Below are 25979 nucleotides of genomic sequence, written 5' to 3' on the forward strand. Positions count from 1 at the left end.
TGAAACAAACTCTAACGCCGCTTGGCGGCAATTTCGGTTCGGAACAGGCGATCCCAGAAGGTGGCGGTAATCGCATAATTACCTTCCTGCCTGGCATGGTGGTGCCGGATGTGGTGGCGACGCAAATGGCGCAGCAAGGGGCTGCGCATCGGCAATTGATGGCAGGCATAATGGATCGTGTCGTACACGACGTAGCCGATCCCGAAGCCGAGATAGAATACCGACCCGATCGGCCCGAGCATCAGCCATAACGCAGCCCAGATCATCGCCGATATGACCACGCTCACCAGCGGCGGCATGATGTTGCGATAGCGATCGCCGGGCGCCGCATGGTGGTTACCGTGCGCGAGGAAGATGAACGCGCGGCCCACCGCTGATCTCGGCTTCAAATGAAAGACGAAGCGGTGCATCGCATATTCGAACAGCGTCCAGGTCAGCATCCCGAGCGAGACGAGCACGATCGAAACCGGAAGGCTTGCCACGCCCCAGCTGGCATAGACGGCAACAGCGAGGAACGCCGTCCATATCAGCGCGAACACCGGCGGCGACACCAGCGTTAGCTGCTCCATCAAATCGTTACGAAACAACCTGATACGCGGCGAAGTGGACCCGTACTTCATATCGAACAGTCGTTTTTCCCTTCGATTCCCCGGGCATGACCACCGCGCCGACGCCCGTCAAGTTGCAATGCAGCAAAAAGCCGCCGTTATGGTCGAAACAGGGGCGGACCGCCTGGAATGCCCGCGACGGAAGGGTCATAGGACCCACCCATGAAGGGGCAATTACCGAATCGAATCCTGATCACCGGCGCCTCGAGCGGGTTGGGAGCGGCGCTGGCGCGTCATTATGCCGCGCCCGGTCTCACCCTGCTGCTATGGGGCCGCGATCGCCAACGGCTGGATGCGGTCGCGGCGAGTTGCCGCGGGGCGGGGGCAGAAGTTGCGGTTCGCTCGCTTGACCTGTCGGACAGCGCGGCCGCGATCGCTGCGATCGAGCAAGATGACGACGCGAGCGCGATCGATCTGGCGCTGTTCGTTGCCGGAAGGGGCGACACACGAGCGCCTGGCGACCTGGTCGAGGATGCGGCGCAAGTCGCCCGCTTGGGATTGGTGAACTTTGTCGCTGCTGCTGCGCTCGCGGCTGCGATGGGGGATCGTATGGCGCGACGTGGCGGAGGCCGGATCGTGCTGGTCGGGTCGGCAGCTGGGTTTCACGCATTGCCCTTTGCCGCCGCCTATGCCGGATCGAAGGCTGGGATCGCACATTTTGCCCAGGCTTTGCGGCTGGGTTTGAAGCAATATGGCGTCGGCGTAACGCTGGTTTCGCCCGGGTTCATCGATACCCCAGGCGGGCCAGAGGCTGCCGGCTCCCGGCCTTTCGCGCTGCAATCCTCGGATGCTGCGGCGCGGATCGCAAGGGCGGCGGCGCGTGGACGGGCGCACGCAATCTTTCCCTGGCCGTTCATCGTGATGCGCTGGGTCGATCGCTTGCTGCCACCAGCGTTGCGCGACCGGCTGCTCCTCGCGCTCACGCCTCCGGGCGATTGAGCGCGGCATCGGGCGTCGCGACATCAGGTTGGACGCACCGGAGAATCAGATGATGCAAGGTCGCCGGCGTCAGGTCGGCCGCCGCGGAATCGCCAGTCACGATCTGCCCGCCGACGTCGAACCGCACGACGACATAGGGCGTGTGCCTCGCGCCGCCCGGAGCGGTCACGCCCGGAATGCTCGGCCGATGATCGCCGAAGAAGACGAGCAGCGCCGGCCGTCCGTCAGTCGACAGATATTGGATGAGGTCGCCCAACATAGCGTCGCTGCTCCGCAGGCGACCCAGATAGGCATCCAGCCGTCCGGTCGCGTCCCGCGCATTGTCGCTGTCCCACGGGCCGTGATTCTCCATCGTTACGGCATAGATCAGCCTCGGTGTCGTGGCCCGGCTCGCCAGATCGACGAGCGTCGCGCCGAGCGTCCGGTCATCGACGTAACGACCGCCGCCCGGAGGCATCGGCGCAAAATCCGCTTCGCCGATCACCTCATCGAAGCCGATCGCGGGCATCAAGCGATCGCGGCTGTAGAAGCGCATGTCATGCGGGTGGACGAACGAGCTTCGATAACCCGCCCCCGCCAGGCGCGCCGGCAGCGCGTAGGAGGCCTCGCTTTGCGCGGTCAGGAAGGGATCGTAGCGCCGAAAGCCGAGCGCGGTTTCGCTGCGCCCGAACAGCACGCCATATTCGGTACGCATCGTGTACGCACCGAATCCGCTGACATGAAGGTCGCCCTGCTGCCAAGCGATCGCCCGGGCGCGATCCAGCCCGGGCAGTGCCGGCAATGCTTCACCCGTGATCTCGCCGGGGTCGGCGAACGATTCGCATTGGACGATGACGATGAATTCGGGAACTGCTGGACCCACGAGGCTGCCGATCGCCGCAAGCGGTGAGGAAGGCTGAGGGTCGGGCGTATGCCGCCAGCGCTGCCAATAGAGGAGCAACGTTGCGATCAAGCCGAATCTGGTGACATCACCCGCTAGGTCGGGCGTCGTCACCAACGAAGCGAACCATTCGGCGCGCAGTAACAACCACAAGGCACCGCTCGCCAACAGTAATAGCCCGGCTCCAACCAAATGGGGCTGCGGGCGGCTCGAGATGAGCGGCAGTAGCGCGATCACCGCCAGCAATGCGCCGATAGCCGCTACCCAGCGCTGACGCGCCGGGATCGCCGTGAAATAGAAGCGCGGGTGGCGGAATATCCCGACGATCAACGCCAGATCGGAGAAGACGAGTGGCTCGCCCAGCATCTTGTACTTCGCGTTGGAGGCGACCGTGAAGAGCGCCATCACAGCGATCGCCAAGACTGCCGCGGCCGTTGCGTTGCCGAAGCCGGTCAACCACAGCGCGAACACGCCCGTCACGACCAGCAGGTGAAGCAAGACTCCTTGCCAATGTCGTAGGCCACCCGAGCGCGGACGTACGGTCGCGTCCAACAACAACGATGCCGCCAACATCGCCAAAAGAGAAATCAAACCGTTCGTCACAGGATGGTCGCGCCGTCAGTCTCGATTGAGCCACGCCGTCCGGCAGCGGTTACAGAAGGGTGATTTGTCCATAGCGGGCAGCCCGGCGCCTGTCACGGCCTCGGTTGGTCGAGACACGACTTGGAAATAGGCGCCGCCATCTATATCCGCGGGATCGGCACGTGAGGGGTCGCTGCCGGTTCGGAAGAGAAAAGTACTAATGCCAGAAATGTTTACCGGCGGCCCGGAAGTGATGCCGCAGGTCGCGGCCCCCGGCGAGGCGCGGCCGCTTGCCCGACGTAACGTCCTGCTGTTGCAGGGCCTGATGGGGCCGCTGTTCCGCCGCCTCGGACAGGCGTTGCGGCGCGACGGTTACGGCGTACACAAGGTCAACTTCAATGGGGGTGATCGGTTTTTCTGGGGGTTACCCAACGGAATCGACTATCGTGGTTCGCCCGCTGAATGGCCGGCAGCGCTTGCCTCGCTGATCGCCGATCGTCAGATCACCGACGTCGTTCTCTTCGGAGATTGCCGTCCGATGCATATGGCAGCGATCAGCGTCTGCCGTGATCTGCATGTTCCCGTCCATGTGTTCGAGGAGGGCTATATCCGCCCCGATTGGGTCACGCTCGAACTTGGCGGCGTCAACGGTCATTCGACCTTGCCGCGCGATCCAGCCTGGTATCGCGCGCAGGCGGCCGCTTTGCCACCGGCTCCCCAACACCATCCGGTGCCGTCTTCGTTCCGCCGCCGTGCCACGGAGGGTCTCATCTATAACGTTGCCGACGTGCTCACGCGGTGGCGCTACCCCTATTGGGAGAATCATCGGCCTTGGCACCCACTGGTCGAGGGTATGGGCTGGACGCGTAAGCTGATGCGGCGCAAGGTTGCGGCCGCACGGACACAAGAGGTGCTTGCCGGCCTCGAGGCAAGCGGCGACCCTTATGTGATTTTCCCGTTGCAGCTCGATTCCGATGCCCAGATACGACTGCATTCCTCCTTTGCCGGCATTGCCGACGCGCTACGCATGGTGATCACCTCGTTCGCGGCCAACGCCCCTGCGGATCTCCGGCTTGTGGTGAAGGAGCATCCGCTCGATAACGGCGTGCGCGACTGGCGCCTTGAAACAGAAACACTGGCCGCACTCCACGGCGTCGCCGACCGGGTCGATTACCTCGAAAGCGGCGATATCGTACCGGTCGCGCAACGCTCCAAAGGCATGGTAACCATCAACAGCACCAGCGGCACGCTGGCGCTGGCGCTCGATGTGCCGGTGATCACGCTCGGCCAGGCGGTCTACGATATCGAGGGCATCACTTTTCAGGGAGGCCTTGACGATTTCTGGCGTGATCCAGGCAAGCCGGATACCGAAACCTTCGCGGCTTTTCGCCGCGTGTTGATCGATCGGTGTCTCGTGGCGGGTGGGTTCTTCTCCGAGGAGGCACTCGCCAAGGTCACCGAGGGCGTGATCGCCCGGCTAGAGGCGGCAAGCCCGTTGAAGCCGCGCTCGGTCGCGCAAACGGGTTCGCCCCTGCCTACGAAGGGCAGGTTGGTTCGGGATTGAGCCTTTTTGCATGCCTCGCCGGATTTCTTCGACTGGGATTGCGCAATCAGTGACCGCCTTCCGCCACCATCCGCAGATGTTGTCCGTATCGCGACTTTCCGAGGTCGCTTGCCAGTCTGATAAGCTGTGCCTGGTCGATAAAGCCCATTCGAAACGCGATCTCTTCAGGGCTCGAAATCCGCAGACCCTGGCGCTTTTCGACCGTGCGAACGAACTCGGCCGCTTCGAGCAGGCTGTCTGGCGTGCCCGTATCTAGCCATGCGAAACCCCGGCCCATGATCTCGACGGCGAGTTCGCCGCGCTCGAGGTAAATTCGATTGACGTCGGTAATCTCAAGTTCGCCGCGCGCGGAAGGCTTGAGGTTGGCGGCAATGTCCACCACGTGCTCGTCATAGAAATAAAGGCCTGTGACGGCCCAGTTGGACTTTGGCGCGTGCGGTTTTTCCTCGATCGACTGCGCGCGCATGGCGGCGTCGAATTCGACCACCCCGTAACGTTCCGGGTCAATCACGTGATAGGCGAATACCGTGGCTCCCTGAGTGCGCGTTTTGGCTGAATCGAACAGTTGGTCCATGCCGTGGCCGAAGAAGATGTTGTCGCCCAGGATCAGGCCCGACTGCTCGCCGGCCACAAAATCGGCACCGATGATATAGGCCTGCGCCAGGCCATCTGGGCTGGGCTGCACGGCATAGCTCAGCGACAGGCCCCATCGCGCCCCGTCGCCCAGCAACTCCTGAAAGCGCGGCGTGTCGCGTTCGGTCGAGATCACTAGGATTTCGCGAATTCCGGCGAGCATGAGCGTGGACAGTGGATAATAGATCATCGGCTTGTCATAGACGGGCATGAGCTGCTTCGATGTCACCAACGTCATGGGATGGAGTCGCGTGCCCGAACCTCCGGCCAATATTATTCCTTTCATAGCGAACTCTTCTCCATCATTTCGATCTGAATATGCCGTCGGATTATTTCACCGATCGCTCAGGTCCGGCGCTCGACGGAGCGTTTCCCATTCTTGCTCCGCGGCGCCTGCAGCGTACCCCTGATAACCAGCCCTTCACCGGCCAGCAACCGCCGCTCGTACCGGGCGTCAGGCCGACGAAACCCACCGGCTCGGATCGTCGCACCTATGGCGACGACGGGGGGCTCGACCATTGCATTGGGTGCGGCGGATCGCTATCGCGGCGCCGAGATGTGCCCCCCGGCCAAAAAGGGCAGAGATAGATTTTGCGTTGTTTTTCGGTATTAAATTTCGGTAGCCCGCCGCGGCGAAAGGCTTTTACGCGTCTCGGCGTAGCGATAGTCTGCTTGCTGACCTCTGGCTGCGCGATTGCGCCCGGCGGAGGCCCGAGTTCGCGCGCGGTATGGCACGCCAATTCGTCCGCGCTGGGCAATTCAAAGATCGCGGTCGTCGACGTGACCGACGACATCGCACGCGGCCTGATCAACGCCAGCCATGCGAGCCAGTTCTCCGATACGCTAGGCCCGGGCAAGCCGATCGGCGCCATCATCGGTGCCGGCGACGTGCTTGATATCGCGATCTGGGAAGCCCCGCCCGCGGCGCTGTTCGGCATGACCGGCGGAGATCCCCGGTTGACGTCGTCAAGTTCCACCGCGCGCGGCACATCAATTCCCGAGCAGATGATCAACGCCGAAGGTCAGGTGATCGTGCCGTTCGTCGGTGCCGTGAACGCCGTCGGCCGCACGCCGACCGATATCGAACGCGAGATCGCCCGGCGGCTGATCGGCAAGGCCCATCAGCCACAGGTGATCGTGCGGGTCGTGCGCAACGTATCCAGCGCAGTGACGGTGGTGGGCGACGTCGCCGGCAGCACGCGCGTTCCGCTGACCACGAAGGGCGAGCGCCTACTTGATGTGCTGGCGAGCGTCGGCGGCGTGAAGCAACCGCTCAACAAGACCTCGATCCAGATCACACGGGGGGCGAAAGTGGTTTCGATGCCGCTCGACACGATCATTCGTGATCCGCGGCAGAACATCATCTTGCGACCCGACGACGTAGTCGCCGCGCTCTTCCAGCCTTACAGTTTCGTCGCGCTCGGTGCGACCGGACGCAACGAGGAATTGCCATTCGAAGCGACCGGTATCACCCTATCGCAGGCGCTCGGCCGTGTCTCCGGCCTGCAAGATGCGCGGGCCAACGTGAAGGGCGTCTTCATCTTCCGGTTCGAGGATCCTGCGGCGCTCCCCACGGCTACGGTACAAACCGCCCATTTGACACCTGACGGCAAAGTCCCGGTGATTTATCGGGTCGATTTGAGCGATCCGGCATCGCTGTTCATTTCGCAATCCTTTCCGATACGGAACAAGGACGTGCTCTACGTATCGAACGCGCCGCTCGCGGATATCCAGAAGTTTATCAGCGTGCTCTATTCCGCCGTGTTGCCGGTCGCTACGGCGGCTGCTGTGGCACCCTAGCGTTTGACGCGATTCTGACGAATGTGTTGCCGCCCAGTTTCATCGCCCCGTATTCAATGCGGTTTCTGTCGCGTGCTCATCTCAAACCGCAAGAAAAGAACTGATCTGGAATTATGAGTTTTCGTGACACGCTGACGCGACGGGCCAGCCGAATCGATCGCCTCTTCCTGATCGTGGTCGTCGTACCGACGCTGCTTTCCATCCTTTATTTCGGTCTGTTGGCGTCCGACGTCTATGTTTCGGAATCTCGCTTCGTCGTTCGCAGCCCGGATAAACCCGCAGCCAGCAGCTTCGGCGTATTGCTGAAGGGAGTGGGCGTTTCGACTGCGGGGGACGAGGTCTTCGCAGCGCAGCAATTCGTGCTTTCGCGGGATGCGTTGCGGGCTCTCGACAAGGACGGCAGTTTTCGTAACGCCTATAGCGCGGGCTCAATCTCGGTCTTCGATCGGTTGAACCCGTTCGGCTTCTCGAAGTCGTTCGAGGGCATGTTCAGCTATTATACGGGCAAGGTGCATGCGGATCATGACGCGACGTCGTCGATCACGACGCTTTCAGTGCGCGCCTTCCGGCCCGAAGATGCCGCTAGGTTCAATCGGCAGCTGCTCGATATGGCCGAAGCAACGGTCAATCGCCTCAACGATCGCGCCAGGCAGGATCTGATCCAAACGGCTTTCAAGGAGGTCGAGGACGCCAAGGAAAGAGCGCGTGTCGCAGCACTCGGCCTCTCGGCTTTCCGGAACCGCGAAGGTGTGCTCGACCCGGAGAAGCAGGCGACCGTTCAGATTCAGATGATCTCCAAGCTGCAGGACGAACTCATCGCGGCGCGCACCCAGCTCCAGCAATTGCGCACCATTGCGCCCGAGAATTCGCAGGTCGAGGTTCTCCAGGCGCAGATCCATGGGCTGGAGGCCGCCATCAAAGAGCAACTCGGTGCCGTGGCCGGCGGATCGCGTTCGCTATCCAGCACGGCGGCTCGATATCAGCGCCTAGCACTCGAAAGCCAGTTTGCCGACAAACAACTCGCGGCGGCAATGGCGTCGCTTCAGGATGCTGAAAACGAGGCGCTTCGCAAACACGCTTATGTCGAGCGGATCGTGCAGCCGAACCTGCCTGATTATCCAATCGAGCCACGCCGCTGGCGGGGAATCCTCTCGACCCTGATGTTCAGCTTCATTGCCTGGGCTGTACTCAGCATGCTGTTCGCCGGGATCAAAGAGCACGCGCAATGAACACGCCGTCCCCCGCCGTACCGTCGATCTTCGAGGCGCTCAGGGTTCAGGGCCGGGTGATCTATGCGCTGATGATGCGCGAGGTGATCACACGCTATGGCCGACACAATATTGGCTTCCTGTGGCTTTTCGTCGAGCCTATGCTGTTCACACTCGCCGTCACGCTGCTTTGGGGTGGCCTCAAGCTGAACCACGTGAGCGCCCTGCCGATCACGGCTTTCGCCGTCACCGGCTATTCGAGCATCCTGCTCTGGCGCAACATGCCAGGGCGGCTGATCGGATCGGTGCAGCCCAATCTTTCACTGATGTATCACCGTCAAGTCAAGGTGATCGACGTCTTTGTCTCGCGGTTGCTGATCGAATTCATGGGCGCCACGATATCGTTCATCGCATTGACGATCATCTTCGCGACGTTCGACTGGATGTCGCTGCCCGAAGACCTGCTGAAGGTCATCGAGGGTTGGCTGATGCTGACATGGTTCGGTTGCGCGCTCGCGATTCTCCTGGGCGCACTCGCCGAAGATTACGAGATCATCGAGAAGCTCTGGCACCCTCTTGCCTACATAATCATGCCGTTGTCGGGCGCTGGCTTCATCGTCGATACCCTCCCTAAGGAGGGGCAAGACGCGATCCTCTGGCTTCCGATGATCAATGGGGTGGAGTATATACGCGAGGGCTTCTTCGGCTCGGTCATCGTATCGCATTACGATATGGCGTATATGGCTGAGGCAAACTTGGTATTGACCGTGCTCGGCCTCGCCAAAATGCTCAAGATCAGTCGCGAGGTTACTCCCGAATGATCCGGCTGCATGATATCTGCAAGAGCTATCATACCTCGCAGGGCCAGCACGAAGTCCTGAAGAACGTGAACGTTACGGTCGAGCGCGGCCAGAAGGTCGGCATCCTTGGCCGCAACGGTGCCGGCAAGTCGACCATGATCCGCCTGCTCAGCGGTGCCGAGCGCCCGACCTCGGGCAGTATCGAACGGACAATGTCGGTGTCATGGCCCCTCGCCTTCGGCGGAGCATTCCAGACGACGCTGACCGGCTACGACAATCTGCGGTTCATCTGTCGGATCTATGGGATCGATCCTACTGACAAGGTTGAATATGTTCAGGAATTCTCCGAGTTGGGTAGCTATCTGCGCGAGCCCATGCGTATCTATTCCTCGGGTATGCGTGCTCGCCTCGCCTTCGCGCTGTCGATGCTGATCGAATTCGACTGTTTCCTGATCGACGAGGTCGTTTCGGTGGGCGACGCGCGCTTTCACGAGAAGTGCCAGCGCGAGCTGTTCGATAAACGCGCCGATCGTGCGTTGATCATCGTATCGCACGATATGGGATATGTGCGTGAGCATTGCTCGAAATTGTGCGTTCTGTCGCAGGGCCATCTCTCCAGCTTCGACGACGCGGACGAGGCGTACGAATTCTACCACCGGGCCATCCATCTTCAGTGAGCGTGCCTAAAGGTCTGCCGCGGTCGCTCGCAGCCTTCGCAAGTGTGGCCGCGCTGCCATTTCAAGCGGCGAGAGCCTGGGCGACGATGGAACCACGGCATTGGTCTGCCGTTGCGGAGTGCCTGCTCGACATTGGGGCCGCACATACAAGCCGGTATTGGGTCGCGATCGCCCTAGGCACCGCATTGCGCCTGAGCGAGCGCTATGAGGAGAGCATCGACTGTTTTGCGCAGGCAAGCCGCTTGAGGCCGACCAGTCCCCAGGCCTATCTCGCCCTTGGTCGAGCCTGTCGTGGCGCCGGTCGGCGCGCCGATGCGATCACGGCGCTCAAAAAAGCGTCGTCCCTTGGCGCAACTCGCGCCGCTGGCGCGCAGCTTTGCCGGTACGGCGCGCGCGACGCCGCGCCCAACACGCGGCCCCATATCCACGCACTCGCCGACTATCCCGCATTTGCGAGACTGTTGACTGACCTGGAAGCTCCCGAGGCATTGCCCGCGCCCGCGCTCCGCGTGCACATCGCCGGGCTCCCGGATTGCCCCGAGGCGACCGGGGCGACCGAGGTGACATTGCGCAGCCTTCGGATGCAACGTTACGCGCATTGGACAGCGAGCGTTACAGACCGAGGCGGCCACTGCGCAGTTGAACCGCGCACTTGGGACTTGATGATTGAGGCGGGTACCGAGCTCCATCCCCAGGCGCTCGGATGGATCGCCTGGGCGGCCAGTACGACCGAGGCAGATGTGATCTATAGCGATCATGACCAGTTCGTCCTGGATACCAACGGCGTTCGGGTAAGAGGGGCGCCAACCTTATACTCCATGGCCGACAGGATTTGGTTCTCACAGCCCGGATACGGCCCGCGATTGAAAGCGCAACGCTTCACCGCTGGGACGGATCAGCGCCTGGCGCACATACCGCTGGTTCTCGGGACCTTACCCCCGAACCCCGAAAAACGACTGCAGCCAGAGACGACACCAAACCAACAGCGCATATCCGTAATCATTCCCACGCGCGATAATCCTGCCTTGCTCGAACGCTGTGTCGAAACGCTGCTCGCGACAGCGGCGCGCCCCGATCGCGTTGAACTCGTGATCGTCGACAATGGCAGCGTGCGCCCCGAGACGGTTGCGCTGCTCAGCCAGCTCGCCGCGCGGCCGAGAACACGCGTCGTGCCCTTTGTAGCCCCCTTCAATTGGTCTCGCGCGAACAACCTCGGAGCGGCCGCCGCCGAAGGCGATCACTTCCTGTTCCTCAACGACGACACCGAGATGCTCACGCCGGCTTGGGACAATATCCTGGCCGACTTGCTGAATGACCCGCTCAACGGCGTCGTCGGCGTTCGCATGATCTACCCCGATGGTACGATACAGCATGCGGGTTTTGTGTTTGGCATGGGCGACGGACCACAGCACGAAGGCCGCTGGATTTCCTCGGTCTGCGACGGGCCGGCCGGTCGCTGGGCCGCCACGCGGCAGGCCGCGGCTGTCACCGGCGCGTTCATAGCGACGCGACGGGACCTGTTCGAGGAGATAGGCGGATTCGACGACGCGCGCCTAGCGATAGATTTTGCCGACCTCGACATGTGCCTAAGGGTGCGAGCGATGGGCAAGGCAGTGATCTATACCGGCGCGATCACCGCGCTGCACCACGAATCAGTTTCGCGCGGCTTCAATCGCAGCCGCGCCAAGCGGCGACGGGTGAGACGCGAACTCGATATCTTCCTTGCCCGTTGGGGCGACGCGGCGATAGCTGATCCCGGCTATAATCCGCTCTGGACGCGAGAAGATTGCAGTTTCGACGGATATGTCGTGCCAAAGATAGCCGACATCTGTCGCCACATCCGCTTGTCGGCGGAGGCCAACCCTTGGCAAGTGCCACCGCCGCGCTAATAGACGACGCCTCAATCTCTGCGATGTATTTTCGGTTTTAGGTGAACGGCCTCCACCATTCACGGTCAGCGCGGATAAGGGTCCGGATTCACCGAGGTATTTTCAGTTCAGGCAGTGGCCTATCCTGAGTTGCGGAGCAGCCGTTTTTCTTTCGCGCACTCAGGCAAGGCGATATGCGTAAATCCCTCCCGACGCGGAAACGACCAGAAGGTTGTCGGGTGTGATCGCAAGCGGACCTCCATGCGGCGCCGACCATACCGTCGGATTTCCCGACTGTTCGAGGTCGACGGCGTATGTCGTGGTATCGCTGGCGACGAACAAATGGCTGCCGGTGACCACCACGTTGCTGGTCAGAATCCCCTTGTCGGCCCCAAGGTCGATCGATGCCGTGACCGATCCGTTCGTCGTGTCGATTATGTCCACGACCGCGCTGTTCGCGCGGATCGCGTACAGCTTTCCGTCGCGTAGCGCCGGCTCCCCCGCATAACTCCGGCTGCTGTGCCAGAGCACCGAATCGCTGTTGATCGAGAACGCGACCAACGGCAATACTTGCCCTTTGGCCCTGTAGTCGGAGAAGGTGAACACGCGCCCAGTGCCGTCGAGGATGGGGCCGCCATAATAAGAGTTGGGACCGCCCGAGGAAACGAACGGGTTTTGGATCGCATGGACGATCGCTCCAGTGGTCCGCGACAAGGCGAACAGAGAGCCGGCGCTGAAGAAATAGACGAACTTTCCGTCCGCCGCGACGCTTTCTCCTTCCCGAACAATCCCACTTCCCGATGGAAATGGTTGGCCAAGCCATTGGCGCGCGCCGGTGGCGGCATCGTAGCTGTAGATCACATTGCCGTCTTGGCCACCGGCATAATACCCTTCCGTCGCGTAGTACACGTTATCGTCGAGCGCCATCGGAGTGCCGTCGGCCGCGAACCGGCCGGCAATGGGTAGCTCGCGCTGACGGTTGCCGCCATCGGCGCCCAGCACATACATCGAGACAGTGCCAAATATGGTCAAGTTCCTCGCCGCATGGATCAGGCGACCATTGGCGTAGCTGGGCGGGCTGACATAGCCCTGAGTGGTATCGAACGCCCAGTCCTGCGTGCCCGACAGCGAATTTATCGCGAGCGTCCGAGGATTTCCCGATGCGTTTTGAGTCTGGATGTTGACGAATACCCTGCCGCGCCGAGCCGCGATTGGAGTCGGGATGTAACCCGCCGACGAATAGTCCGTCATACTCCATGCTGTAGTGAAATCGGTGGTCTTGTATTTTACCGCGACATAGCCGGTATGCGCCGCATCGCGTTGAAAGGTTCCCCAATCCTTCAACCGCACATCCAGAGACACCGCAAAAGAAGCTGTCGAACCGGGATAGACAGTGGCGCAATCCGCGGACGTGCATAGGCGAAACGTTACTGTACTCGCTTCCTGCCCGCCCGGACTGAACGGCGGCAGTTTCAGCGCAACAGGGAAGCTGGTGCCGGATGCTGTGGGGGGGGCGTCGAGCACATAGCGCTTACTGCCAATTGTAACGTCGGCGACGACCGGTTGTGAGCTGCTGCCGGTATAAGTCGCTGTGAACCCAAAGGTAGCGGCCTGTCCTTCATCCACGGTTACAGTCGCCGACGAGGCCGACAGCGTAACCGGCAATGTTGCGGCAGGCGTAGGGGTGGGGGTGGGGGTGGGGGTAGGACTCCCCCCGCCTGGCACAGTGACCACTGGCGCGCCGTCGCCGCCGCATCCCGCCAGCGTCCCGAATATCAATATCAAGCAACCTGATGCCACATATCTGGAACGCATGATCATCCCCTAATGCGCGCTGCGCCGGGCCGCCGCCAGGCATGCTCGCCTCTCATTGATCGCCGGCCTTGTAGACTATGCATGGATAGTGATTGTGCCCCATGTATTTTCTAGCACGAAGATTGACATACAAGCAAAATTCCCCAAAATTTCCATATTCGCTTATGGCGATTACGGTGCCAGTTTTACTAAGGTCTAGGCTCGTTAGGGCCGCCACATGGCGGCCAAGTAGGTCTGACGTTGCGGTTCAAGGCCTATGGCGACGCCACGCCGGTCCCTTGAAGCGACAGAATACGCGTTCGACGACCTTGCGATGCCGTTTGGGCGGGCGCGATCCGCGACAGCTGCGCATTCGAAACCGGAAGAATCTGCGATCTCCAAGCCTCCTAACCGGAAGCCTTGAATCGTCCCTTCGCTTGGGAATCCCGTTCATGGGTCCGGACCCTAGATTGTAGAACAATGCGAGCCGCAGATAATGAGGTTGAGATGCTTCTTATACAGAGAGAATTGTCATGAAATACAAGACACTCGCTGCACTTTTCTTCATCACCCCTTCAGTGTGCTTCGGCCAAACGGTCCCTGGACCAACGTACACTATATCGAGAGCGGACGACGTCCTAACGGCTGGCCCCGCCTCACCAACCGCAGGCAGCACCGCCCAAGTGGACTCGGCTTGGCGGCAAGGTTCCACCGATATCTCAGTTGTCGGAGGTTTTTTTGACGACAACGTCTATATTGGACAAGGGTGGGCTAGAACATTCACTCCAGCCGACACAGGAAAAGGAAATGCCGGATCGGCAGCCACTTGGTCTCTGGCGATTAATAACGGCTCTCCTCAGCAAGTCGTCGGAAATATGTCCTGGGGATGGGCCAAAAAGAATAACAGCGTTATTTTTGGTAGTAATATCGTTGCAACAACGGATCAGAATTTAAGCAATGTCCAAGCAACCGGGCTCGAAATAGACATACAACCGGGATCCGGCACGAGTTTGAACGGGGCATCGGCTGGCCTTATCGTCAACAATTGGACCGTCGCAAATCCATCCAGCGCGATATCCATCAACAGAGACTCCGGAGGGACGTGGGCCGTCGGCCTCCAGTGTGCCCCGGGATCGGTCGTTGAGGGATGCGTTATATTTCCAAATGGCGCTGCCGGAGGTGCAATCTTTAAGGGATCCGGCGCAAATTCTGCTTCAATCTATAATGCATCCGATTACCTTATCGCGAATGAAGGAACGAATGGCTTTGCGATCAAGGCGCAGAGCGGAGTTGCGAACCATCTCGTACTCTCAAGCTCAGGCTCGCTTCAGCTTCCTCAATATGGCCGTGGCGTCCTGACAACGGACGCGAGCGGAAATGTTACCGCAGGCAGTGCGCCAAGCTTCATCGGCGGTAACAATGGAGCAATAGCGATACTTGGCGGCGCCACGACCTACATCCTAAATTGCGTCAACCCCACCTTCGGCTTGTGCGCAGCCGTAGCACCACTTGACGCCACCATTAAGAATCTTTTCGTAGTTACCAACACTGCTGCCGGAACCGGCCAGCAATATACGATCACCTTCGCAACGAACATATCGTCAACCGCTTTGAGCTGCACAATTTCGGACGCGGCCACGTCATGCTCCGACAAAACTCATAGTGCAAATGTGATCGCCGGGCAGCAATACACGATCAAGCTCACCTCGAGCGCAAAAGCGGCTCCCGTAAATCTTACGTGGGGTGCCGAACTGGATACACATTGACGCAGTTGTGATTTGCGCCCGGAAAAGCGACAGAGGGTAAAGACCTTATCCACTACAGCAGCGGAATCTGCCGAAACGTCCACTAACACCCATGGTTAACGCCATAGGCCGTCACGACACGATTAATTCTTGCGTAAAACCGCAGTCATCGCATTCATCGCATGATCGTAGTAAAAATTTAATATGGAAAGGCCATTTTGTTCGGCCAACCTCTTAAAAACCAGCTCGTTATAAAAATAATAGTGCCCTGGATAGACGTGCTCTTCGGTAAGCACCGGAACTTGCATTAAAAAGTACCCTTTTTTCTTAAGCTGGCCAGCACCAAATGCGAACACGCCGCCAGGATTCAGAAAATGCTCCATTGCATGCCATATAAGTACAGTGTCTACCTTGATATTTAGTCCATCATCATAGTCTATGACATGATATCTTTCGCCCACAATTTCGCGTACTTTTAACAACCGATCATGCACATGATCTAGAACGTAGACATCACTGAAGAAACGTAACGCGGACGCTGCCATGATGCCGCTACCCGCCCCGATCTCCATGTAAGAGCCGGAAAATCTGACCCCCAAGTCGTTTTCCAACCACTCAAATGTTGGAGCTGCTCTGTCGACGAGAGCTACAAATTCATCGCCTGTGGGAACTTTATAGAATTCCGGATCTTCAGCCCAACGCTTCTGCCACTCAACGACATCCATCTCGTTAAATTCTGCCGTCGCATTATATAAACAAAGGCAGCTTTTACACATATACAATGGTGCATAACCAGAATCCAGGCTCCTGCACTCGAGATATTTAACGAGACCAGTTGAGTGGCATACACCGCAACGATCTTTCTTAACTGCGTTGGGAATTGATTCCAGGAAAGGATTGTGCCTTATTTCACTGATATCTGCCCGATTCAGCAGATTGCGTGCCATTTTCAACAAGATTTTTTCTCCGCTCTTATCCAAGATATCTAGCCAACGGGATCCGATCACTTTCGCCAAGAAGGTGATTGAATCGATCATCTCCGAAAGTTAAGATACGTCCTTTAGAGGAGTCGAACAAACTACGACGCCATTATAGCGATACATCTATTCTGCTCATTTGTAATAGAACAAATTCTATTTTACTCAAAAGTTTGTCTTCGAATTTGGAAAATTTCGCATATTTGTCATGCGCTCGAACTCATCGACCATATAGCCTTCGATCAAACGCACCATTTCGACCTCGGTCGGAAATTCCCTCGCATATTCGATCCCACGCCCGGCGAGATCTGCAGCCTTTTCCGGATCATCGAGAATAGCGTAGATCTTGTCGGCGATATCGCGAGGGCTGGCGGCGGCAAGCATGCAATTTTCCCGCCCGCCATAGCTGACTTCGTTACCGTTCACGTCGAGATCGACGACGGGAAGCCCGCACGCCATCATCTCGAACGGCACCAGCGAAGGATTGGTGGTTGAGAAACAAACCCCGACATCCACCGACCGATACAGGTCGCCCAGATCGCTGATCTGCGGGGTCATCCCGACATTGGTGAATTCGAACGGGACGTGCTGGAATTTCTCGGATTTGTCGCCGTAGAACAGGATCTCAACGTCCGGGCGCTCGCGCTTGACGATCTCCAGCGCGGAAACGCCAAGCGGGTAGCAACGGCGCGGCATGTCCGGACGTGCGAAATACGCGATCCTCTTGCTCGGATTCGACCTGGGCAAGGCTGGCGCGTGATAGATGCCGCGATCGATCGGGAATCGGAAGAAGGCGCCATGCTCGACTCCCCATTCCTTCTCCAGCATCCGGAGCGGCCATGGCCCCGACGTGATGGGATAGAAGCCAAACCGATAGGTTTCGCAGGCGCGGACATAGTCCGTTCCCATCGGGAAGAACATCGGTTCATAGTCTTGCAGGAAATAGACGTGCAGCGGGGCCTTTTCGGCATTGTCCTTCACGACATAGGCAGTCGTCCAGTATGTGCAGACAAGAACATCGCATTCGGGGATGTTGTCGACGCCGTGAAAAACGCCGTCGGTCGCTATTATGTCGAAAAACTCGTCCGCAATGAACTTCCTGATCTCATCGCCGCGGCTGAAACGGTGATTGTCGGGAAGAACATGAAGCGAGCAGGAATGCCCGAACTCGGAAAGATAGCGGATCGCCCGGAAAATGTTGCGATGTCCACCGGACGCCTCGAACGGCTGCGGGATGACCCACGCAATCCGAAGCGGCTTCTTGCTTCCCAGCCCGGCGGGATCGGGCGCCGCGACATTCTGCACTCCCGATCGCCGCGCCACCGGTCGATGCGACTCGATGATGTTGCGATAGACATCGACCAGTTTCCGACCGATCGAACCGGGAAACCGCTCACGCTCGACGTCGCGCTTTGCCGCCGCGCCCATCCGGCTACGCAATTGCCGATCATCGAGCACCACCTTGAACGCGGCATACCAATCGTCCGCCGTTTCGGCGATCATGCCGTTCACGCCATGCGTGATGCTGTCCTGAAACGAACGGACCGGCGAAGCGATCGTCGGTACACCGGAAAGCGCCGGTTCGACATATTTGAGATCGCTTTTCGACTGGCAGAACGGACTGGCGGCCTCGAAAGGCGCGATGTTCACATAAGCGCTGGCAGCCTCCATCACGAGGTTCTTCCAGTCCATGAACGGAACCCGGATCACCTTGTGCTGCAGGCCCGGCAAATGAGTCTCGATATCGAGCGGACCGACAAGCTTCAGATAGACGTCGTCATATTCGGCAAGGATCCTGCGTAGCGCGTCGACAGCCTCGGCGAAATCGCGTTCATGAGTAGCGGTGCCGCTGAGGTAAGTGATGAAGCGCGGGCCGGCGGAATAACCCGACATGGCCTGTGCGATCTCGACCTGACGGTCGTTCACGCCGAACGGAATGATCCAGGTGGGCTTTCCGGTGAACCGACTGGCATAGTCGGCGAGATAAGAGGTCGAAGTGGTGACATAGTCGGCCGCCTTCATCGCCCGCTCGATGCTCTGCATGCCCGCGAGATAATCGCCCTGCCCTTGAGCGTCCATTTTACGATATGCGTCGATCTGATCGGTGAGCGACGGATCGAACACGAGGTCATCGATGTCGTACACGGTGGGGATTGAAAGCCGCTTGAGCAACCGATGCATTTCTTCGAGCCGGTCCGAATAGCCACCGCGGAAATTCACCACGATCGAGAAATCCCTCATATAGGATTCCTCGCGGATCTCGGGATGGATGTCCCACATCCATTCGGCCGCGATGCCGAGGCCCTGCAGGGCCTCGATATGATTAAAAACGCGATAGCGTGCGCTCGGACCTTCGTTGCACCCGAGAATGAACAACACCTTGTCTAATGACACGTCTAGCCCTTACCCAATTCAGATAATTGTACGACTTCCAGGAACTCGCGGAGGCCCGCGGCCGCAATGCAATTCATGCCCCCGCCTCCGGCGCATCTGCCAATATACGATTGATCTTTGCGACGCTGCCCCAGACCGCGGGAGAATCATAGGGGCGATCCGGGAAGGCCCCATATTCGGGGCGAATGGTCAGCGCATTGTCGACGATGAATGCCTCGACCCTGTCGCGCAGCCTCATCGGCACTCCGCTACAACAATCGATCACGCCCGCGACTTTGGTTTGCAGACTGGCCAGCGCTATCTGGCGCGCAAGATCGCGGACATCGATGAAGTCATATTTATTGAGGCCGGAGTTGAACGGGAATGTCGCCTTCCCTTCGGCCTCCCAGCGAAGAATCTTGGTGAAAAGAGATTGATTTCGTTCGTCGTCACCCAGAATGTAATAGGCGCGCAGCCACTGGAAGACACCGCCCGCTTTTTCCACTTCCAGGCGGGCGACTTCGCGGAGGGCATTCTTGGCAACACCGTACATCGACCGCGGAGCATTCGGCGTGGTCTCGTCGATCATGCCTTCCCAATAACCGATCTCGTGCAGCGTACCGAGGCCGACGAACCGCCGCGTGCCCGCCTCAATCGCGTGCCGAACGAACCGGGCATGGTCGGGTAGATCGTCGATATGAGACGTGGCATTGTGGTTGAATCCGTTATTCCACGCTAGGTGCAAGATAACATCCGGAGCGCCGCCTTCGGCCAGGCGGGCAGCATCCAGCTCGGCAAAATCGCAGACGATCTGGCGGACTTGCCGATCGAACGGTCGCCGTCCCCGGTGGACGGCAACGACCTCCGCCCCCAAGCTCGAAAGCGCGTCAACGACATGGAGACCGATATATCCCGCCGCGCCCGTGACCAGGACCTTAGTCATCGCTTTCCAAACCCCGCTCCTTGTCGACCGCCGCTAACGTTCGGCCAGTGGGCCGACCTCTGCCCAATGACATCGAAACCAATGCACTGGCCGACAAAGGAAAATTGATCGAAAGCATCACATTCTTCCAGCCCTAGCCGATGATTTTGATGTCGCGCAACCAGGTCGAAAGGCGGCGATTTCCTTCGGCAAAATCGATAAGCGGTGCGACCTCCAGCTGTTTCTCGAGGCCTTCTGCAGAACAGACCGCCCAGCGAATATCGCCGGACCGAAAAGCGCCCGTGATCAGGGGAGCAGGAGCCTTGTACAGATCAGCGATCAGCCGCGCGGCCTCCAGGATCGTCGTCGCGCGGCCAGTACCGATATCGATCGTTCGGGAGTGGGCGGGGCGATCAATCACTGCTGCGGCGACACTCCGCGCGACATCGTCGATATAGATGAAGTCTCGGCCAATCTGGCCATCTTCGTAAACCTCGATCGGTTCGCCGCTCGCCGCGACCCGATGGAAGAGGCCGATGATGCCCGTGTAGGAATTGTGCGGCGACTGTCCGACACCATAAACATTCTGGAGCCTGAGCACCGACAGCGGGATGCTTCGGGCGGTGCACCACGCGGCAAGTACGTGTTCCTGCGCGAGTTTCGTCGCTCCATAGACACTGGTCGGGCGGGACGGGGTATCGCGATGATCCTGCATCAGCGGCGTAGCGATCTCGCCCGATGGCGCGACGACGTCGAACTCCCCTCGCCGCTGCTGATCGGGCGTGCGCTGATCGGGCAGAAACGGGCACCCATCCGCGGGGTCGAGCCATTGCCCCTCGCCATAGACCGCTCGGCTGGACGCCAGCAGGATATGGTCCGGGAGTGAACCTGACTCGTCCAGGGCCTCCAGCATGACGGCCGTTCCCGTCACGTTGACATGGGTATGCCGCGTCGGAAGGTCGAGCGACTGACCCGTGCCGGTCTCCGCTGCGAGATGGATGATCGTCTTCGGACGCACGTCGCGCAGCAGCCCGCGCCATGCCGCCCCGTCGCATATGTCCATAATCCGCAGGTCGACCGGGTCCGGCAGGGACGTCGGGCGGGTGGACTCCGGATGGATCTGCGGATGAAGGGAATCCACCGCGACGATATGCGCACCCGGCAGCCGGTCCATCAGTTCAGCCGCGAGCCCGCACCCGATGAATCCGGCGCCGCCGGTGACGAGATAATCGACGTTCAAACCAAACCAACTCCGCCCGGAAAACTGCCGCAACGCCGCGCCGACCAGCCTCGCCCATACACGCTCGCGGCTCTAGCCGCCCTGCTTGCACATTGCCACCACAACCTCGGGAAAATCCAATCGCAGGAGCCCACAAGCCGCTGGATCTGCGGGATTCGTTTGCAGCGGGACGATCTTGTGCCAAAACCGGTTTGGTAAGATAGGGCAATCCCTAGCTCCGAAGGCGTGCGAACACCATGGCAAGTAAAAAAGTGCTGGATTTCACTGGGGAAAGGATCGTTCCCGGCGCGGACAATTGCGAACCGAACTTCGCATCCCGCATGTTTCAGGAACATATTGTCCGTTATCTTTTCGCTGCACAAATCATCGAAGAAAAATCCGTCATCGATATTGGATGCGGTGTGGGTTACGGGTCACTACGCCTTGCGGAACTTGGCGCAGCCTCGGTCCGGGCATTCGATTTGTCTGATGCCGCCATTCGCCACGCCCGAAAACATTACAGTCATCCCAACGTTCAGTTCGATGTGGGCAATGCTGAAGCATTCGACTTCGATGTCCAATTCGACGTCGCGACCTGTTTCGAACTGATCGAGCATGTGAACCACCCCGAAAAGGTGCTGGAGAATATCAGGCGGGCGCTCAAACCCGACGGCATATTGGTGATCTCTACACCACGCGCGCTCGAGAAGAAGCGTACGCACTTTCATACGCACGAATTCGGGCTCGATGAATTCGAGGCACTGCTCAAGCGAAATTTTTCCACGACCGAGTTCTACGTCGAGAACAACCATTTCTCCTCGCTGGTGACTCAAGGCCGCCCCTCCGTCCTCGACCGGGTGATCTGCCTCAAGGATCAGTTCGACGCGGAGGTCGCAGATGTCTTCATCGTCGTCGCCACACCGTCACCGACCATGCCATTGCCCGTGATGGAACCGGCCCTTTCGATCGACGACGATGCGTATGTGCGCATGCTGGAACGCGATGTGGAGATTCTCCACAAGGCGGAAGACGACCTCAGGGAGAAGACTACCTATCTGGAAAAGAGCAGCAGTGAAGCGCTGGCATTCAAGGATCGGGAGATCGAAAGGATCACCGGCGAATACAACCTTCTCTTCTCTCAATCGAACGATCTATCCGAACGCCTCTCAAAATCGGAGGAGAACAGCGCGCAGGCGAATTTCTTTCGCGGCAAGGCAGAGGAGCTGAAGACAGTCCTTGCAGACGTGGAAGCGCAGCAGATCGAGGCGATCGCTTTCAAAGACGGAGAGATCCAGCGGATCACGGGGGAGTACAACACTCTGTTCGCTCGGGCGGAAGAGCTTTCGAGCGAGCTATGGCGTGCGAATCAACTGAATGCCGAGATGGAAGCGCTTCGTACAAAGGCGCATTACCTTCAGCAGTCGCTGAACGATTTCGAAGGGCACCATGCCCTGGTGACATCTTTCAAGAACACCGAAATCGAACGCCTGACGACGGATTGCAACGACCTGCTCGCTAAAGCGGAGAGCATTTCCGCGGAGCTTGGCGAGGAAAGGCGGAGAAGCCTCGAAGCGCTGGCGGCCAGGGATGCGGAAATCGAGCGATTGGCCGGCGAGCGGCAAATGCTATCGTCCCAGGTCGCGGATGCCTCCACGCGCATCGAGGAGTTGCGGGCGAGATATGCCGGGCATGAAGCGGAGCGCGACAGTCTTCGGGCAATTATCGAAGCACTCTCGGTTCGCGCGAACGACGCAGAAGCGAAACGGCTCGAAGTCTATGAATATGCGCGCGTTTCGAGCGACGCAGCGCGCGGCGCCCGACTGGAGTTGGAAGTGCTAAAGCGAGATATCGCCGAAGCTATCGAGAATCCTCGCAAGCCCGGTCAGGTACGGTATGATCCGCGCCACCGCTTCATCGTCGAATCCATGGAGCGGCTTTTCCTCGGGACCGCCGCGACACACGACATCGCCCGAAACCCGCTGGTCGAGCGGGTCAGTCTGCTTGCGGCGGAGCTCGAGAAGGAACGCGAGCGGGCGGACAGTTTCAGCTTGCGGAGGATCGCCAAAATCTTCTCGTCCAAGCCGAAGCGTTCTTGATGGGGTAGCGGACGCGCTGAGGTGCCGGCCACAAGGGACGCCAGAATCGAGCGATTGACGGGCGAGTGCGAGCAGGTATTGGCCCGTCGACAAATTGTTTCCGCGCGTTTTAGGGATTTGCACATGAAATATGCCGGCCTTGAATCGGAACACGATGATGTCCGCGGAATCATCGACGCGCTCACGGTGCGGGCGAGCGATGCTGAAGCCAGACGGCTCGAGGCGTATGACTTTGCGAGAGTCTCGAGCGATGCAGCGCACGGCGTGCGGCGGGAGCTGGCAACGCTGAAACGCGACATCGCCGCGGCTCTCGACACCCCCGTCGACACCGGTCAGGCACAATATGACCCTCGCCACCGCGACATCGTCGAATCCATGGAGCGGCTATTCCTGGGGGCAATGGCGACGCATCATATGGCCCGCGACCCGCTGGTCGAGCGGATTGCTCACCTGTCGGCTGAGGCTCAGCGCCTGTCGGCGGAGATTCTGGAACAACGCGAGCGTGCGGAACGCGCAGAAAGCTTCGCGGAGGACTGGCACGCCCAGCTCCTGTCCATCCGCAAGTCCATGTCATGGCGCCTCACCAAGCCGTTTCGCTTCCTGTCGCGATCCTTCCGAAGCTGAGGGTTGCAGCTGTCCGGTGCCGGCAATGCTTGAGTTATTTCGGACGCGCCTGATCATTTAAGCTCGGCTTCCTGGAGATACAGTTCAGGAAGTCGAGATCGTTGTCGTAGGAAATGCTGATCACGTCGAGCCCGAGTTGCCGGCAAAGCGAGCGCGCCGACACTTCGTTGAAGAATGTATAGTGAACGCTCACCAGATGGGCGCGCAGCAGCATCGGCACCTGGAAGAATAGCGTCCCCTCAGGGTTAAGGCGCGCGACAAGGGCATCCAGGATGTCCCTCAGGTTCGGAAGGTGCTCAAGGACGTGCATCGACGCAATACAATCGAACGTGGCCGGAATGCTCTTATAATCATCGGTGACGATGACCCGGTCGCGGTTCGGCATGACCGCCTGGACCTGACGCAGCACGTTCAAGCTGAGTTCGGCTGCATAGACTTTCTCGAAATATTTCGCGCCGCAGCCTGCGACGATTCCGCGTCCAGCACCAAAATCGATCAACACGCCGCGGCGCTGCCCTGGATAGACCTTGAATAGATAATCGAAGAAACCACAGGCATCGATCTGATCGGCAACGGTACTGAGATACGCGCTATCCACCGCGTAGAAATCGTTGGAGGAATCCGCCTGCAGCGACAGGAAATCGTCACCGGCTCGCACCTTGCGCAAGTGCGTTGCGTTCAGAATCGCGTGGCAGCGCAGACACATCCAGAGGTCGTAAACCTGCCCGTGATCGTCAGTGCGCCGCTCGAACGGCGTCAGCGCGACCTCTTCCCGGCAGACGGTGCAGGCAAAGTCGCCGGCGCCCTTCGCGTCGTGGAGCAACGACGTGTGTTCGATCGCCGCCACGCGAGCGACCAGCCTGCGAACCGCCGGAATCCGGCGCACCAGAGTCAAAACGGCGTCCGATGTCTTCAGCGAGCGTTCTTTCCGGCTCTAGGTGTGAGCTTTCAGGGGTTTGTTCATCCGGTGTGACCGGGCAAGACTGATGTTGCGACACGTCAGCTTGCGAGGAACGCCCGGATGAACATCCACAAGAATGCCCGAACGACACCCTACAGTCGAGCCGAGATCGTCCGGCGGGTGACCATGCTCGGCGAGACGCCCATGGCGGTCGCGAGCGCCATGGGTGTCTCGCCACGAACCGTCGGCAAGTGGCTGGCGCGCTATCGTTTGGAAGATCCAGTCGAACTTGTCGACCGCAGCTCACGACCACGCCGGATGCCCCGCGCCACGGCTGCCGATGTAGTCGAGCAGGTCATCGCGCTGCGTCGTCAGCGCCTCGTCGGCAAGCAGATCGCGGCGGCGCTGGCGCTCTCGCCGGCGACCGTCAGCCGCATCCTGCGCAAGGCCCGCCTCAGCCGCGCACGCGACCTTGATCCGCCCGAACCCCTGCGCCGCTACCAGCGCGAACACCCCGGCGAGCTGATCCACATCGACATTAAGAAACTCGGCCGCTTCGAGCGCGTCGGCCACCGCATCACCGGCGACCGGACACGACAAAGCAACTCACGCGGCTATCGCGATGGCGGACGTTATGGCGCAGGCTGGGAGTTCGTCCATGTCTGCATCGACGACGCCTCACGCATCGCGTTCAGCCAACTGCTCGCCGACGAGAAGGCCGCAAGCGCCGTCCCCTTCCTCCACGCCGCCGTCGCCTACTACCAGAGCCTCGGCATCACCGTCACCCGCGTCATGACCGACAACGGATCATGCTACAAAAGCTTCGCCTTCCGCGACGCCTGCAAAGCACTCGGCCTCAGGCACATCCGCACCAGACCCTATACCCCCAAAACCAACGGCAAAGCCGAGCGCTTCGTCCAGACCTCCCTGCGCGAATGGGCCTATGCCCGCGCATACCCCAGCTCAGAACACCGCAAAGCCGCGCTCGAACCCTGGCTCCATAACTATAACTGGCACCGACCCCACGGCAGCCTACACTCCATGCCGCCCATCAGCCGACTCGCTCAGCCGATGAACAACCTGTTGAGGCTCCACAGCTAGGGACGGCGAAGGTGAAGAATTGTTCACCGCATCAGAATTTGAGTTGCCCCAGCCTGGCCGGGTCGTCGAGATTGGAATGGCGGACATGCTGGGCAAGGATGTGCATCAGCGACTGGTGGACATCTTCGATCATACCGTAATTCTCGCACGTCACGTGCAGGCTTGCGTCCGCGAGTTCGCGCGAGCGCCCACCGGTAAAGCCAGTCATCGCGATCGTGCGCACCCCCATCGAACGGGCGAGTTCCAGCGTCCGCACGATATTGGGGGAGGTGCCTGAGGAGCTGATCGCGATCAGCAGGTCGCCGCCTTCGGCCATCGACTCCAGCTGGAAGGCGAACATCTCCTCGCTGCCGATGTCGTTCACGATGGCCGTGATCAGTTCAACGGTGGTCGAGAAACTGTGGACCTTGGGACGAAGGGTCGTGTCGCTCCGAATGCCCTTGAGGCAGTCACACACGAGATGGTTGGCGATCGCCGCCGATCCGCCATTGCCGCACGAATAGATACGTTTGCCGGCCTGCGTGGTCTCGAGCACCAGCCGACTGGCCTTGTTGATCGCAGCGCGATCCACCGTGGCAGCTGCCTTGCCGAGCCGCTCGAAATATTCGCTGGCATAATCGCCAGCATCCGGAATCACATAGTCGGGAAAATAAGTCATGCCTCGTCCT

Annotated in this window: 21 protein-coding genes; 11 read left to right on the forward strand and 10 right to left on the reverse strand. The window is 59.7% G+C overall.

Translation table 11 applies throughout. The features are described from left to right. Window positions 1-11: 11 nt before the first annotated feature. Window positions 12-569: a sterol desaturase family protein gene (locus tag SAS01S_RS01875; RefSeq protein ID WP_245656714.1), complete on the reverse strand. Its 558-nt coding sequence runs from the start codon at window positions 567-569 to the stop codon at window positions 12-14. 201 nt (window positions 570-770) lie between these two features. Here SAS01S_RS01875 and SAS01S_RS01880 point away from each other — a divergent pair, with 201 nt between their 5' ends. Then, window positions 771-1547, forward strand: coding sequence for an SDR family NAD(P)-dependent oxidoreductase (locus SAS01S_RS01880; RefSeq protein WP_066803921.1), 777 nt, complete (start codon window positions 771-773; stop codon window positions 1545-1547). Here SAS01S_RS01880 and SAS01S_RS01885 read toward each other — a convergent pair. Beyond that, a complete protein-coding gene (locus SAS01S_RS01885; RefSeq protein WP_245656715.1) occupies window positions 1528-2925 on the reverse strand; it encodes an LTA synthase family protein in 1398 nt (465 codons plus the stop codon). The two genes, SAS01S_RS01880 and SAS01S_RS01885, sit on opposite strands and share 20 nt — an antisense overlap. 337 nt (window positions 2926-3262) lie before the next feature. Between SAS01S_RS01885 and SAS01S_RS01890 the strand changes: the two genes are divergently transcribed. Beyond that, window positions 3263-4573 carry a capsule polysaccharide biogenesis protein gene (locus SAS01S_RS01890; protein WP_066804080.1) on the forward strand — a complete coding sequence of 437 codons (1311 nt, stop codon included), beginning with the start codon at window positions 3263-3265 and terminating at the stop codon, window positions 4571-4573. A 46-nt stretch (window positions 4574-4619) separates the two neighbouring features. Here the strand turns inward: SAS01S_RS01890 and rfbA are convergent, their stop codons facing one another. Then, window positions 4620-5492: a glucose-1-phosphate thymidylyltransferase RfbA gene (gene rfbA / locus SAS01S_RS01895; RefSeq protein ID WP_066803924.1), complete on the reverse strand. Its 873-nt coding sequence runs from the start codon at window positions 5490-5492 to the stop codon at window positions 4620-4622. Between the two features lie 386 nt (window positions 5493-5878). Here rfbA and SAS01S_RS01900 point away from each other — a divergent pair, with 386 nt between their 5' ends. From SAS01S_RS01900 to SAS01S_RS22060, 5 genes are all read left to right on the forward strand, one after another. Then, window positions 5879-7006, forward strand: a complete 1128-nt coding sequence (locus SAS01S_RS01900; RefSeq protein ID WP_245656716.1) for a polysaccharide biosynthesis/export family protein — start codon at window positions 5879-5881, stop codon at window positions 7004-7006. A 113-nt stretch (window positions 7007-7119) separates the two neighbouring features. Beyond that, complete coding sequence (locus tag SAS01S_RS01905; protein WP_066803930.1) at window positions 7120-8235, forward strand: KpsE/RkpR family capsule polysaccharide export protein; 1116 nt, start codon at window positions 7120-7122, stop codon at window positions 8233-8235. Next, entirely contained in the window at window positions 8232-9035 is an 804-nt protein-coding gene (locus SAS01S_RS01910) for an ABC transporter permease (protein ID WP_066803933.1), read from the forward strand. Before SAS01S_RS01905 ends, SAS01S_RS01910 begins: the two co-directional genes overlap by 4 nt. Beyond that, window positions 9032-9691, forward strand: a complete 660-nt coding sequence (locus tag SAS01S_RS01915) for an ABC transporter ATP-binding protein (RefSeq protein WP_066803936.1) — start codon at window positions 9032-9034, stop codon at window positions 9689-9691. Before SAS01S_RS01910 ends, SAS01S_RS01915 begins: the two co-directional genes overlap by 4 nt. 44 nt (window positions 9692-9735) lie before the next feature. Continuing rightward, window positions 9736-11580 (forward strand): glycosyltransferase, encoded by a 1845-nt coding sequence (locus SAS01S_RS22060; RefSeq protein ID WP_157082620.1) that lies wholly within the window; start codon window positions 9736-9738, stop codon window positions 11578-11580. 159 nt (window positions 11581-11739) lie between these two features. On the opposite strand, the gene SAS01S_RS01925 is transcribed toward SAS01S_RS22060, so the two are convergent. Further along, the gene (locus tag SAS01S_RS01925; RefSeq protein ID WP_157082621.1) at window positions 11740-13380 is read right to left on the reverse strand and encodes an outer membrane protein assembly factor BamB family protein; all 1641 of its coding nucleotides are present in this window, start codon (window positions 13378-13380) and stop codon (window positions 11740-11742) included. A 506-nt stretch (window positions 13381-13886) separates the two neighbouring features. Here SAS01S_RS01925 and SAS01S_RS22345 point away from each other — a divergent pair. Then, on the forward strand, window positions 13887-15119 hold the full coding sequence (locus tag SAS01S_RS22345; protein WP_157082622.1) for a hypothetical protein: 1233 nt from the start codon (window positions 13887-13889) through the stop codon (window positions 15117-15119). 122 nt (window positions 15120-15241) lie between these two features. Here the strand turns inward: SAS01S_RS22345 and SAS01S_RS01935 are convergent, their stop codons facing one another. The 4 genes from SAS01S_RS01935 to SAS01S_RS01950 all read right to left on the reverse strand — a co-directional run bounded on the left by SAS01S_RS01935 (window position 15242) and on the right by SAS01S_RS01950 (window position 20610). Continuing rightward, the gene (locus SAS01S_RS01935) at window positions 15242-16135 is read right to left on the reverse strand and encodes a methyltransferase domain-containing protein (protein WP_084238396.1); all 894 of its coding nucleotides are present in this window, start codon (window positions 16133-16135) and stop codon (window positions 15242-15244) included. A gap of 105 nt (window positions 16136-16240) precedes the next feature. Beyond that, the gene (locus SAS01S_RS01940; protein ID WP_157082623.1) at window positions 16241-18469 is read right to left on the reverse strand and encodes a glycosyltransferase family 4 protein; all 2229 of its coding nucleotides are present in this window, start codon (window positions 18467-18469) and stop codon (window positions 16241-16243) included. Window positions 18470-18542: 73 nt separating this feature from the next. Beyond that, entirely contained in the window at window positions 18543-19391 is an 849-nt protein-coding gene (locus tag SAS01S_RS01945; RefSeq protein WP_066803950.1) for an NAD-dependent epimerase/dehydratase family protein, read from the reverse strand. 133 nt (window positions 19392-19524) lie between these two features. Next, window positions 19525-20610 carry an NAD-dependent epimerase/dehydratase family protein gene (locus tag SAS01S_RS01950; protein ID WP_066803952.1) on the reverse strand — a complete coding sequence of 362 codons (1086 nt, stop codon included), beginning with the start codon at window positions 20608-20610 and terminating at the stop codon, window positions 19525-19527. 236 nt (window positions 20611-20846) lie between these two features. Here SAS01S_RS01950 and SAS01S_RS01955 point away from each other — a divergent pair, with 236 nt between their 5' ends. Both SAS01S_RS01955 and SAS01S_RS01960 read left to right on the forward strand, forming a co-directional pair. Then, window positions 20847-22685: a class I SAM-dependent methyltransferase gene (locus SAS01S_RS01955; RefSeq protein ID WP_084238397.1), complete on the forward strand. Its 1839-nt coding sequence runs from the start codon at window positions 20847-20849 to the stop codon at window positions 22683-22685. A gap of 123 nt (window positions 22686-22808) precedes the next feature. Then, window positions 22809-23309, forward strand: a complete 501-nt coding sequence (locus SAS01S_RS01960; protein ID WP_066803957.1) for a hypothetical protein — start codon at window positions 22809-22811, stop codon at window positions 23307-23309. 34 nt (window positions 23310-23343) lie between these two features. Here SAS01S_RS01960 and SAS01S_RS01965 read toward each other — a convergent pair whose 3' ends face one another. Next, window positions 23344-24156 (reverse strand): class I SAM-dependent methyltransferase, encoded by an 813-nt coding sequence (locus SAS01S_RS01965; RefSeq protein ID WP_157082624.1) that lies wholly within the window; start codon window positions 24154-24156, stop codon window positions 23344-23346. Window positions 24157-24330: 174 nt separating this feature from the next. Between SAS01S_RS01965 and SAS01S_RS01970 the strand changes: the two genes are divergently transcribed. Further along, window positions 24331-25311 (forward strand): IS481 family transposase, encoded by a 981-nt coding sequence (locus tag SAS01S_RS01970; protein ID WP_066803963.1) that lies wholly within the window; start codon window positions 24331-24333, stop codon window positions 25309-25311. Between the two features lie 31 nt (window positions 25312-25342). Here SAS01S_RS01970 and SAS01S_RS01975 read toward each other — a convergent pair whose 3' ends face one another. Then, window positions 25343-25969: a D-sedoheptulose-7-phosphate isomerase gene (locus SAS01S_RS01975; protein WP_066803966.1), complete on the reverse strand. Its 627-nt coding sequence runs from the start codon at window positions 25967-25969 to the stop codon at window positions 25343-25345. Between the last annotated feature and the right edge of the window lie 10 nt (window positions 25970-25979).

Source organism: Sphingomonas asaccharolytica NBRC 15499 (assembly GCF_001598355.1).
GTDB lineage: Bacteria > Pseudomonadota > Alphaproteobacteria > Sphingomonadales > Sphingomonadaceae > Sphingomonas > Sphingomonas asaccharolytica.

What these genes read in the sequence shown, in the direction of transcription:
- SAS01S_RS01875 (WP_245656714.1), bottom strand. Translation starts at nt 569, where the DNA reads ATGGAGCAGCTAACGCTGGTGTCGCCGCCGGTGTTCGCGCTGATATGG.
- SAS01S_RS01880 (WP_066803921.1), top strand. Translation starts at nt 771, where the DNA reads ATGAAGGGGCAATTACCGAATCGAATCCTGATCACCGGCGCCTCGAGC.
- SAS01S_RS01890 (WP_066804080.1), top strand. Translation starts at nt 3,263, where the DNA reads ATGCCGCAGGTCGCGGCCCCCGGCGAGGCGCGGCCGCTTGCCCGACGT.
- rfbA (WP_066803924.1), bottom strand. Translation starts at nt 5,492, where the DNA reads ATGAAAGGAATAATATTGGCCGGAGGTTCGGGCACGCGACTCCATCCC.
- SAS01S_RS01905 (WP_066803930.1), top strand. Translation starts at nt 7,120, where the DNA reads ATGAGTTTTCGTGACACGCTGACGCGACGGGCCAGCCGAATCGATCGC.
- SAS01S_RS01910 (WP_066803933.1), top strand. Translation starts at nt 8,232, where the DNA reads ATGAACACGCCGTCCCCCGCCGTACCGTCGATCTTCGAGGCGCTCAGG.
- SAS01S_RS01915 (WP_066803936.1), top strand. Translation starts at nt 9,032, where the DNA reads ATGATCCGGCTGCATGATATCTGCAAGAGCTATCATACCTCGCAGGGC.
- SAS01S_RS01925 (WP_157082621.1), bottom strand. Translation starts at nt 13,380, where the DNA reads ATGATCATGCGTTCCAGATATGTGGCATCAGGTTGCTTGATATTGATA.
- SAS01S_RS22345 (WP_157082622.1), top strand. Translation starts at nt 13,887, where the DNA reads ATGAAATACAAGACACTCGCTGCACTTTTCTTCATCACCCCTTCAGTG.
- SAS01S_RS01935 (WP_084238396.1), bottom strand. Translation starts at nt 16,135, where the DNA reads ATGATCGATTCAATCACCTTCTTGGCGAAAGTGATCGGATCCCGTTGG.
- SAS01S_RS01945 (WP_066803950.1), bottom strand. Translation starts at nt 19,391, where the DNA reads ATGACTAAGGTCCTGGTCACGGGCGCGGCGGGATATATCGGTCTCCAT.
- SAS01S_RS01955 (WP_084238397.1), top strand. Translation starts at nt 20,847, where the DNA reads ATGGCAAGTAAAAAAGTGCTGGATTTCACTGGGGAAAGGATCGTTCCC.
- SAS01S_RS01960 (WP_066803957.1), top strand. Translation starts at nt 22,809, where the DNA reads ATGAAATATGCCGGCCTTGAATCGGAACACGATGATGTCCGCGGAATC.
- SAS01S_RS01970 (WP_066803963.1), top strand. Translation starts at nt 24,331, where the DNA reads ATGAACATCCACAAGAATGCCCGAACGACACCCTACAGTCGAGCCGAG.
- SAS01S_RS01975 (WP_066803966.1), bottom strand. Translation starts at nt 25,969, where the DNA reads ATGACTTATTTTCCCGACTATGTGATTCCGGATGCTGGCGATTATGCC.